Origin of the sequence: Serratia sp. AS12, from assembly GCF_000214195.1 — a bacterium.
GTDB classification, from domain to species: domain Bacteria; phylum Pseudomonadota; class Gammaproteobacteria; order Enterobacterales; family Enterobacteriaceae; genus Serratia; species Serratia plymuthica.
The window spans coordinates 400,398-411,352 of record NC_015566.1; the positions used below are offsets into that span (position 1 = coordinate 400,398).

General features: G+C 57.0%; 7 protein-coding genes and 3 tRNA genes. 5 read left to right on the top strand and 5 right to left on the bottom strand.

What is annotated here, in order from left to right; translation table 11 throughout:
- Positions 1 to 13: 13 nt before the first annotated feature.
- The gene (locus tag SERAS12_RS01845; protein ID WP_006322025.1) at positions 14 to 748 is read right to left on the bottom strand and encodes a succinate dehydrogenase/fumarate reductase iron-sulfur subunit; all 735 of its coding nucleotides are present in this window, start codon (positions 746 to 748) and stop codon (positions 14 to 16) included.
- Positions 741 to 2,537 carry a fumarate reductase (quinol) flavoprotein subunit gene (gene frdA, locus SERAS12_RS01850; protein WP_013811230.1) on the bottom strand — a complete coding sequence of 599 codons (1,797 nt, stop codon included), beginning with the start codon at positions 2,535 to 2,537 and terminating at the stop codon, positions 741 to 743. Before frdA ends, SERAS12_RS01845 begins: the two co-directional genes overlap by 8 nt.
- Before the next feature lie 385 nt (positions 2,538 to 2,922).
- On the opposite strand from frdA, the gene epmA reads away from it, so the two are divergent.
- Positions 2,923 to 3,900, top strand: a complete 978-nt coding sequence (gene epmA, locus SERAS12_RS01855) for an elongation factor P--(R)-beta-lysine ligase (RefSeq protein WP_006323202.1) — start codon at positions 2,923 to 2,925, stop codon at positions 3,898 to 3,900.
- Between the two features lie 116 nt (positions 3,901 to 4,016).
- Here epmA and mscM read toward each other — a convergent pair whose 3' ends face one another.
- The 3 genes from mscM to rsgA all read right to left on the bottom strand — a co-directional run bounded on the left by mscM (position 4,017) and on the right by rsgA (position 9,400).
- Positions 4,017 to 7,364, bottom strand: coding sequence for a miniconductance mechanosensitive channel MscM (mscM, locus tag SERAS12_RS01860; RefSeq protein WP_013811231.1), 3,348 nt, complete (start codon positions 7,362 to 7,364; stop codon positions 4,017 to 4,019).
- A gap of 13 nt (positions 7,365 to 7,377) precedes the next feature.
- Entirely contained in the window at positions 7,378 to 8,274 is an 897-nt protein-coding gene (gene asd, locus SERAS12_RS01865; protein ID WP_006323217.1) for an archaetidylserine decarboxylase, read from the bottom strand.
- Between the two features lie 76 nt (positions 8,275 to 8,350).
- Positions 8,351 to 9,400 (bottom strand): small ribosomal subunit biogenesis GTPase RsgA, encoded by a 1,050-nt coding sequence (rsgA, locus tag SERAS12_RS01870; protein WP_004952676.1) that lies wholly within the window; start codon positions 9,398 to 9,400, stop codon positions 8,351 to 8,353.
- Positions 9,401 to 9,584: 184 nt separating this feature from the next.
- On the opposite strand from rsgA, the gene orn reads away from it, so the two are divergent.
- From orn to SERAS12_RS01890, 4 genes are all read left to right on the top strand, one after another.
- Complete coding sequence (gene orn, locus SERAS12_RS01875) at positions 9,585 to 10,130, top strand: oligoribonuclease (protein WP_013811232.1); 546 nt, start codon at positions 9,585 to 9,587, stop codon at positions 10,128 to 10,130.
- 204 nt (positions 10,131 to 10,334) lie between these two features.
- Positions 10,335 to 10,410 (top strand) — tRNA-Gly (locus SERAS12_RS01880).
- Between the two features lie 64 nt (positions 10,411 to 10,474).
- Positions 10,475 to 10,550, top strand: a tRNA-Gly gene (locus SERAS12_RS01885).
- A gap of 55 nt (positions 10,551 to 10,605) precedes the next feature.
- Positions 10,606 to 10,681, top strand: a tRNA-Gly gene (locus SERAS12_RS01890).
- Positions 10,682 to 10,955: the final 274 nt, after the last annotated feature.

Consider the following 10,955-nt stretch of genomic DNA (forward strand, 5'->3'; position numbering starts at 1 on the left):
GCGGTTCTCTCCCTTATTGCGGCTTCAGCATGGCGATCATGAAGTCTTTGGCGCTTTCCACCTTGCCCTGCTGGATGGCAGCGGCCGGGTCGACGTGCTTTGGACACACTTCAGAGCAGTAACCGACAAAGGTACAACTCCAGACGCCGTTTTGGCCGTTGAGCTGCGCCATGCGCTGCTTCTGGCCGTGATCGCGGTTATCCAGGTTATAGCGGTGCGCCAGGGTGATCGCCGCCGGGCCGATAAATTCCGGGTTCAGACCGAACTGCGGGCAGGCGGCATAGCATAAACCGCAGTTGATGCAGCCGGAAAACTGGTGATATTTGGCCATTTGAGCCGGGGTTTGCACGTTAGGGCCATCTTCCGGCTTGCGGTTGTTGCCGATGATATAGGGCTTAATCGCCTCCAGGCTTTCGATAAAGTGGGTCATATCGACCACCAAATCGCGCTCGATCGGGAAGTTGCCCAGCGCTTCCACCTTCATGCCGCCGGTGTATTCGCGCAGGAAGGTTTTGCAGGCCAGTTTCGGCACCCGGTTAACCATCATGCCGCACGAGCCGCAGATCGCCATGCGGCATGACCAGCGATAGGAAAGGTCGGGCGCCAGGTTATCCTTGATGTAGCCCAACGCATCGAGCAGCGAGGTTTGCTCGTCATAAGGCACTGCAAAGGTCTCGAAATGCGGCTCGGCGTCACGTTCCGGGTTATAGCGCATGACCTCGATTTTCAGGGTGTTCATCTCAGCCATTTGCCTGCTCCTTGTCCTTTTTATCCTGCGCTTCGGCTTCAGCGCCGTACACACGTTTGGCCGGTGGCAGTTTGGTGATCTTCACGTCGCTGTATTCCAGCCGCGGTGCGCCATTCGGGTTATGGAACGCCAGCGTATGCTTCAGGAAGTTCACGTCGTCGCGTTCGGTACAGCCTTCGTCCAGGCGCTGGTGTGCGCCGCGCGATTCTTTACGGTTGAAGGCGGAGTGCGCCATGCATTCGGCCACGTCCAGCCCGTAGCCCAGTTCGATGGTGTACAGCAGGTCGGTATTGAACACGCTGGATCTGTCGGTGATTTTGACGCGCTTGAAGCGTTCTTTCAGTTCGGCCAGCTTATCGATGGTCTTTTGCATCAGCTCCGGCGTGCGGTAGATGCCGCAGCCTTCTTCCATCGACAGGCCCATTTCGTCGCGAATTTTTGACCAGTTTTCGTTGCCTTCCTGCTTCATCAGGTTGCTCAACCGGGTTTCGACATCGCTGCTCTGCGCATCCAGCGCGCTGCCGTTGGCCGGGCTGCTTTCCAGCGCGCGGCGGGCGGCATTCTCACCGGCTACGCGGCCGAACACCACCAGTTCCGCCAGCGAGTTCGAGCCGAGGCGGTTGGCGCCGTGCAGACCGACGGAAGAACACTCGCCGACGGCGAACAGCCCTTTGATGCGGGTTTCGCAGTTCTGATCGGTCTCAATGCCGCCCATGGTGTAGTGCGCGGTCGGGCGCACCGGGATCGGTTCTTTTACCGGATCGACGCCGACGTAGGCTTTCGCCAGTTCACAGATGAACGGCAGACGTTCCAGCAGTTTCTTTTCCCCCAGGTGGCGCAGATCCAGATAGACCACGTCGCCGCGCGGGGTGGCGATGGTGCGGCCGGCGCGCCATTCGTGCCAGAAGGCCTGCGAAACTTTGTCGCGCGGGCCCAGTTCCATATATTTGTTCTTCGGTTCGCCCAGCGGCGTTTCCGGACCCATGCCGTAATCTTGCAGGTAACGATAGCCGTCCTTGTTCACCAAAATGCCGCCTTCGCCACGGCAACCTTCGGTCATCAGGATGCCGGAGCCCGGCAGGCCGGTAGGGTGATACTGAACGAATTCCATATCACGCAGCGGAATGCCGTGGTGGAACGCCATACCCATGCCATCACCGGTGACGATGCCGCCGTTGGTGTTGTAGCGGTATACGCGCCCGGCACCGCCGGTAGCCATGATCACCGCATTGGCGCGGATCTGCACGCGGGTGCCTTCCATCATGTTCATCGCCACCAGGCCACGGGCCTGGCCATCATCCACCAGAATGTCCAGCACGAAGTGTTCGTCGAAACGCTGGATTTGCGGGTATTTGAGCGAGGTCTGGAACAGGGTATGCAGCATATGGAAGCCGGTCTTGTCGGCGGCGAACCAGGTACGTTCAATCTTCATGCCGCCAAAGCGGCGCACGTTGACCGAACCGTCCGGTTTACGGCTCCACGGACAGCCCCATTGTTCAAGCTGCGCCATTTCACGCGGGCAGTTGTGGACGAAATGATCGACCACGTCCTGCTCACACAGCCAGTCGCCACCGGCAACGGTGTCGTGGAAGTGATAATCGAAGCTATCATGATCCTGAGTGACGGCGGCGGAGCCCCCTTCGGCGGCCACCGTATGGCTGCGCATCGGGTAGACTTTTGAAATCAGGGCGATTTTCAGTTGAGGGTTGGCTTCCGCTGCGGCTATTGCTGCACGTAAACCAGCACCCCCGGCCCCAATAATGGCAAGATCGGCGTTAAAGGTTTGCACTGCATTCCTCCAATATTCTTGTTAAGAACGGCAAATTAAATATCTATGCTTAATATTTATAAAAACGCTTCGGGTACTAACTAATTGAACCGATTGATATTGCATAAAGACTGAGGATAGATATCTCCCACCAATTATGTGGAATTAACTATACCTAAAGTTAAGTAGGAGAAATTTGATGTGATCGATTGTTTTGTCTTTTAGCTATTGGTTGGAGGAATTATTGCCTGCAAGGGATATTTAACGTTTATTCACCTTTTATTAACCTTATGGCTACGCGTTTGTGAGGAATTACCACCGTTAAAGGCACCCGGCTGTTAAGAATTTGTTTGCATGCCTGGATACGAGTAGACTGCATCCCCTGTTTGATTTCGGAGTAATTACCATGAGCGAAACGGCAAGCTGGCAACCAAGTGCACCCATCGCCAATTTGTTGAAACGCGCAGCGATCCTGACTGAGATCCGGCGTTTCTTCGCCGATCGTGGCGTATTGGAAGTTGAGACGCCAACCATGAGCCAGGCGACGGTTACCGATATCCACCTGTTCCCGTTCCAGACGCGTTTTGTCGGCCCGGGTGCGGCGGATGGCCTGACGCTGTACATGATGACCAGCCCGGAATATCACATGAAGCGGCTGCTGGCGGCGGGTAGCGGTCCGATCTATCAGATGGGGCGCAGTTTTCGTAATGAAGAGGCCGGTCGCCATCACAACCCGGAATTCACCATGCTGGAGTGGTACCGCCCACATTACGACATGTACCGGCTGATGAATGAGGTGGATGATTTGCTCCAGCAGGTGCTGGATTGCGGTAGCGCGGAAACCTTGTCCTATCAGCAGGCTTTCCTGCGCCATCTGGATATCGATCCGCTGTCGGCAGAGAAAGCGCAACTGCGTGAAGCGGCGGCCAAGCTCGATCTGAGCAACATCGCCGATACTGAAGAAGACCGCGATACGCTGCTGCAATTGTTGTTCACCGTCGGCGTGGAGCCCTACATCGGGCGTGACAAGCCGGCGTTCGTTTATCACTTCCCGGCCAGTCAGGCGTCATTGGCGGAGATCAGCACCGAAGATCACCGCGTGGCGGAACGTTTTGAGGTGTATTTCAAGGGGATCGAACTGGCGAATGGCTTCCGCGAGTTGACCGACAGCCGCGAACAGCGCCAGCGTTTTGATCAGGATAACCGCAAACGTGCGGAACGCGGTCTGCCGCAGCACCCGATCGATAACAATCTGCTGGACGCTTTGCAGCACGGTATGCCGGAATCTTCCGGCGTGGCCTTAGGGGTTGATCGGCTGGTCATGTTGGCGCTGGGCGCCGAGAGCCTGAGCGAAGTGCTTGCCTTCCCGGTCGGGCGCGCGTAACCGTTATACCTGTCGTCTTCAGGCCGCAGCGTTGTTGGCTGCAACGTGAAAGCCGTAGGGCATATTATGATGATAAAAGGGTTCGGCTAATGCCGAACCCTTTTTGCATTACGCGCTTACAAGCCGCCCGATTCGCGCTTGGTGTTTGGCGGCGGCGTTGACGGTGGGGTGCGGCCATTGCTGGTCAGGCGCGACAGCGTTTCGCTGCGAACCTGGAACGGCGGGTACGGCAGGGTAATGCCGTGTTCGCGGTAGCCTGCCAGGATCAATTGGTGGATCTCGTGGCGCAACGGCATGCGATGGCCCATCTCGGCAGCGTAAATACGCATCTCGAAGATCTGAATACCCTGTTGCAGATCGACCAGATAAACTTCCGGTGCCGGGTTGTCCAGCACCAGAGAGCAGCGTTCGGCGGCGTTGAGAAGGATCTTGGTCACCTCTTCGCTGTTGGCCTCGCCCGGGGCAGGCACGGTCAGCACCACACGGGTCAGGTTATCCGACAGCGACCAGTTGACGAATTGCTCGGTGATGAACGCCTTGTTCGGCACGATGATCTCTTTGCGATCCCAGTCCGAAATGGTGGTGGCGCGAGTGTTGATCTTGGTGACGGTGCCGGTCAGGTTTCTGATCGTCACGGTATCGCCGATACGGATCGGTTTCTCGAACAAAATGATCAGGCCGGAGATGAAGTTGGAGAAAATCTCCTGCATGCCGAAGCCCAACCCGACGCTGAGCGCGGTCACGACCCATTGCAGCTTCGACCATTCGATACCGATCCAGGAAAAACTGAGGATGGCGCCGAACAGCAACAGCAGATACTTGGTAATGGTGGTGATGGCGTAGCCGGTGCCCGGCGTCAGATCCAGATGCTGCAACACCGCCAGCTCCAGCAGCGCCGGCAGGTTACGTACCAGTTGCATGGTGACGATCAGCACCAGTATGGCTATCAACACTGCGCCGAGCGTGATCGGATGCGCTGTTTCCACCCCGTTGACCGTCGAGGTCACGTCCCACAGGGAGATGTTTTCCAGGAAGGCGAAAGCGGAGTGGATCTCTGACCACAGCACAATCACCGACACCAGCGCGATCATCGTCAGAATCGAACGCACCAGCCGCAGCGACTGGGCGCTGATGGTATCCAGATCGATCTCCGAATCATCCATATCCATTGAACCTTCGGTGCTGTTTGGCGTATGCGTCGTTTCCTCTTCGCCGCGTGCGCGCTGGGCCAGGATGTCGGCACGGCGCTGTTTGGCGCGGTCAAAGGCGATGCGTCGCCGTTGGATTAACATCCAGCGGCGAATAATGTGGTAAATCACCAGCAGGAAGAACCAGATCGCCACCGAAGTTTCCAACCGCGCCAGCAGTGCCTGTGAGGTGGTCAGGTAACCGACGGCGGAGGCCAGCGCGGCCAATAACGGCGCTGAAAGCAGCAACCCCCACAGCGCGGTGTTGACCATGTTCTCGCCGGAGCCTTTTTTGTCCAGATACAGCGGAATGCCGGCGCGTTTGAGGCTGTTGGTGACGATGGCCAGCGCCAAACACAGCAAGATAAAGCACAGCCGCCCCAGGGTATTGGCAAACTCGCGCTCTTTCAGGCTGTCGAAGGTGATCAATGCCATGATCAACGGCACGATCAGCCAGATCGACATCTTGTAGTAACGCATGGCGCGCGAAACCTGCTTCACCGGCCAGCGGAAGTGCACGATAAACAGCCCTTGCGGATGGGCGAAAGCGGCGCAGATCATACAGATCCACAAGATCGGCAACGTTGCGGTGACCCCCTTGCCAATCGCCTCCGCCACGGGGTAGTTCCAGGCGCTCTGCAGGCCAAAACCGAGCGCCGCCCACAGTACCGGCAGCGGTAATGCCACCAGAATCGACCAGAACACGGTGCGCATCGTCAGGAAAAATTCGTCCTGCGTTACCTTGCCGACCCGGCTGTTGGCGCGTTCCAGGAAGGCGTGATAGTGCTTGCGTGAGCTGATGCTGAAAATCACCAGCAGCAGGGCACCGAAGATCGGGATCAACGTTTCTTTGCTGGTCACCATCATCATAAAGGCACCGCCCAGCTGCGACAGCGTATCCAGTGACAGCAGGCGAGTCAGATCGTGCGCCACGTTAATCGGATAAGACAGGGTGATCGGGTTGACGTCCGGGACCCAGAACAGATAACGGTGGGTGGCGTCTTTGATCTCGTTCAACGCCTCAATCAGCTGTGTGTTGGCCACTTTCAGTTTGGTCAGCTCGAGGATCTGGGTATCGCAGCCGGAAAGCAGCGAATTCAGCAGCTCACGCTGGGTGCGCAGCTGTGCCTCAACGATACGCCGTTCCGCGCTGGTCAGTTCGCTGCCGTCGTCACGTTTGAACTCGCGCTGTGACAGTTTCTCCAACTGGCTTTCAAACTGCAGGCGCTGTACACGCAACTGGGCCATATCGCCATCCAGTTGCTGCGGTTTTGGCATTTCCGGCAGCGTCGCCACCTGGGCGCGCAGAGTTTCTCCCAATGCCGACGACGAACCGAGCCACTGAGCCTGTTCGATAATGGTGCTCAGCGCCTGACGTACCTGCAGCGTTTGCGCAGCGGCCTGACGCTGTTGCGATGAGATCAGATCCATACGCTGCGCCTGATTGTTCAGGGCAGCGGACAGTTCACGGTTAATCTGCAACTGTTGGCTGATGCTTTTCGGCAGGTCGCCGTTTTGTTCGGCCAGTTGCTCGGTTTTTTCGAGCGCCAGTTCGGCTTCGCGCTGGCGCTGGGCGTTAAGGTTGTTGCGCAGGGCCTGCAACTGAACGTCGATCTTCTCGTGGCGCTTTTTGTATACCTCGGCGCGCATCCGCGCCAACTCCTGGCGGTTGTTGGCCGACAACTGCGCCAGCTCCAGCTCATCTACCTTGGCTTTGCGCGCCGCGGCTTCCGCCTGCAACAGCGCCAGTGCCGCCTGGGCGTGCGGGGTAGTAGGGTTGGCGGGCTGGGCTTGCAGACGACGCTGCACTTCGGTGAGCGAGCGGCGGGCGTCGGTCTGCTGCTGCGGCAACTGGCCGAGCGAATCGCTGATCTCCCGCGTGCGCTCCTGTTCCTGTTGCAGCAGACGCGCCTGTTCCAGCAACAGGCTGCTGGTTTGCAGGATCTGTTGTTCCAGATCGCTGGCAGGCAGGTTGTCGCCATTTGGCAGGATTTTGTTGTCTTCCAGCGTCAGTTGACGGCGCAGTTCCTGCGTCATCTTCGGGAAATCATCGATCACCCGCTGATACTGTTCGGAGCGCGTCATCGACTCCTTGCGCTCCGACAGCCAGTTGAGGGCGCTCTGCAGCGCCTCGGTGGTTTCCGCCTGATTAGGCGCGTTTTTGTTGCTCTCTGCCTGTTTCAGCTCCTGTTTGAGCTGAGTCTCTGTGGGCACCGCAGCGGCCAGCACCGGTTGAGACAGTAAACAACCGAGCAATAGCGTGATAATCAGGCGCACGGCGTCAATTCCTTTAGATCTGCGGTGTTTCAGTGGCAGTTGGCGCAGCCGGGATTTCGGCGAAGGCTTCACCCATGCGGGTGACGGTACCGTTATTCAGCTGCGGAGCGAACTGCACGCTGCCTGGGGTAAACAGGTTGATGACCGTGGAACCGAGCTTGAAGCGACCCATTTCAGCGCCTTTTTCCAGTGCGATTGCGCCTTCAGCGCCTTCTGCCGGATAGGTCCAGCGTTTGATGATGCCTTCTCGCGGCGGCGTTACGGTGCCGGCCCAAACGGTTTCAATGCTGCCGACAATGGTGGCGCCCACCAGGATCTGCACCATTGGCCCAATGGCGGTATCAAATACGCAGATCACGCGTTCATTGCGCGCGAACAGGTTCGGCACGTTGGCGGCGGTCAGCGGGTTCACGGAGAACAGATCGCCCGGTACGTAAATCATTTCACGCAGTACGCCGGCGCACGGCATGTGGACGCGGTGATAATCACGTGGGGCCAGGTACGTGGTGGCGAACAGACCGTTACGGAAGGGTTCCGCCAGCATGTAGTTGCCGGCCAGTAGCGCTTCCAGGCTGTAATGATGACCCTTGGCCTGGAAGATCTGATCTTCGCGGATCGGGCCGAGCTGGCTGATAGCGCCGTCGGCAGGTAGCGCCAGCCAGTTGGCTTCGCCGATGATGGGACGTGCGCCGTCACGCAACGGGCGAACGAAGAATTCGTTAAAGGTGGCATAGGAGGACAGCTCTGGCTGTTGCGCTTCCTGCATATTCACGCGGTAGTAGCGGGCGAACCCCTTCAGGACAAGCTGGGTGAGCCAGCCGGCCTGTTTGTCCGCGCCCCAGCCGGCCAGACGGGTCAGCGCCAGCTTCGGCAACCAATACTGCAATTTAATTTTGATGCTATCCAGCACGTTAACCTCTTGAATCAGGATAAAGGGCGCGCATTGTAACGGTGGCGCTGCCACTGTCAACGCCCGCCCGCGACGATCAGTCCGCGGCGTCCGTGAGGTTTTTGCGAACCTTCACTTGCGCCATGCTTTCCAGAATGCGGTGGTAGTTGTCGAAACGCTCTTTTGCGATATCGCCTTTTTCCACCGCCGCGCGGATGGCGCAGCCTGGGTCGGTGTCGTGGCGACAGTCGCGGAATTTACAACCGCCTAAATAGTCACGGAATTCGACATAGGCTTGGGTGATTTGTTCCGGATCCAGATGCCACAGACCAAATTCACGGACACCCGGCGAGTCGATCACATCGCCGCCGTGCTGGAAATGGTACAGCCGCGCGGCGGTGGTGGTATGTTGCCCCAGGCCGGAGACATCGGAAACCTGATTTACCAGAATTTGCTTATCGCTTGGCGGCAGCAGGGCATTGAGCAGGCTGGATTTGCCCACACCGGACTGGCCGGCGAAGATACTGATACGATCGGCCAACGCCTGTTCAAACGCCTCCATGCCTTCACGCGTCTGGCTGGAGACTTCCAGCACCCGATAACCGATATGACGGTAAATCGCCATCATGCCGTCGACCACTTTACGCGCCGGCGGATCCAGCAGATCGATTTTGTTCAGAACGATCAGCGGTTCCACCTCGAGCGTTTCGCACGCCACCAGGTAGCGATCGATCATATTCAGCGAAAGCTCCGGCAGGATCGCCGAAACGATAACGATCTGATTGATATTGGCGGCGATCGGCTTCACGCCGTCGTAGAAATCGGGGCGGTTCAGCACCGAGGTACGTTCATGCACCGCCTCGACGATACCCTTGACCCCTTCATGTGCCCCCACGCCGGGACGCCACACTACGCGGTCGCCGGTTACCAGCGAACGTAACGTGCGGCGAATATTGCAGCGATGCTGGGTGCCATCCGCGGCCTCAACATCGGCGTGCATGCCGAAACGGCTGATGACGATGCCGTCTTGCGGCTCTCCCAGTTGGGAATCATCCAGTTCCGGTTTGTTATCAGTGCGCTTCAGGCGACGCTGATGGTTCGCCTGTACGCGGCGTTGTTGACCTTTGGACAGTTTGTTCTTAGTCACTGCGCCTCACTTGAATCGGCTTTTATCGCTCGTGGCGACCAAAAAGACTATGATACACGCTATTTTATATTAAATAACCGTTGTTAGCCGCTATGCACCGCGTACCGCCGCCGGCAAACAGCCTGCGGCGGTCGCCGCCTTGCCCACGCTTTGTTTATCTTTCGGCTTTTACGCAGGAAATATCATGACAGGAAACGAAAACAACCTGATTTGGATCGATCTGGAGATGACCGGGCTGGATCCGGAACGCGATCGCATTATCGAGATCGCCACGCTGGTCACTGATGCCAATCTGAACATTCTCGCTGAAGGGCCGACAATCGCCGTCCATCAATCCGACGAACAGCTCGGCCTGATGGATGACTGGAACGTGCGTACCCATACCGGCAGCGGGCTGGTGGAGCGGGTGAAGGCCAGTCGTTTCGACGATCGCGCCGCCGAACTGGACACCATCGCCTTCCTCCAGCAATGGGTGCCGGCGGGCAAATCGCCAATCTGCGGCAATAGCATCGGTCAGGATCGCCGTTTCCTGTTCCGCTATATGCCCGAACTTGAAGCCTACTTCCATTACCGTTATCTGGACGTCAGTACGCTGAAAGAGCTGGCGCGTCGCTGGAAACCGCAAATTCTCAGCGGCTTTAAAAAGCAGGGCACCCATCAGGCGATGGATGATATCCGCGAGTCCGTGGCTGAACTGGCCTATTACCGCGAGCATTTCATCCAATTGTGATGGCGGCTCAGGCCCCTTTGGGGGCCCTATACTGTGAAAGCACTCGATTCCGCCGCTTAATTAGCCAGTTTGACGCTTTAATCGGCAATCAAACAAAAAACGCGTTTTTTTGCTTTCAGGGGCTTGCGACAAAAAGGATTTCTCGTATAATGCGCACCCCGTACCGATGAAGAATTTCGTTTAGTTCCGACATCGATACGCCGGGCGGGAATAGCTCAGTTGGTAGAGCACGACCTTGCCAAGGTCGGGGTCGCGAGTTCGAGTCTCGTTTCCCGCTCCAAATTCAACAATGCTGCTTATGCGGCGTGATGAATAAAAAAAGTATCAAGCAGTACCCATGCGACGCGGGAATAGCTCAGTTGGTAGAGCACGACCTTGCCAAGGTCGGGGTCGCGAGTTCGAGTCTCGTTTCCCGCTCCAAAAAATTCAAAGGCCATGTTGTTGTTTGATGGCCGGATGCCCAAAGCATCTCAATGCGGGAATAGCTCAGTTGGTAGAGCACGACCTTGCCAAGGTCGGGGTCGCGAGTTCGAGTCTCGTTTCCCGCTCCAATTTTATCTTCGATTAAACTCAGTTCAACGCCTTTGCCGGCGGGGCTCTTTGTCTCTCCATACACACCCTGTCGAAATGTTGTGAACAGAGTTATCCACAGATAGCGCTCATAATACCCTCAGTTCAAAAAATCAACGCCACCGAAATGAAATATGTAATTTATTGATTTTTAGCTATATTTTTTTATAAGAAAACGTTATGCCGATCACTTGCTCTTTTTGTTGCAGTTGAAAGACAAAGCATTTTTATTTTTATGCACAAATCCACAGAGCG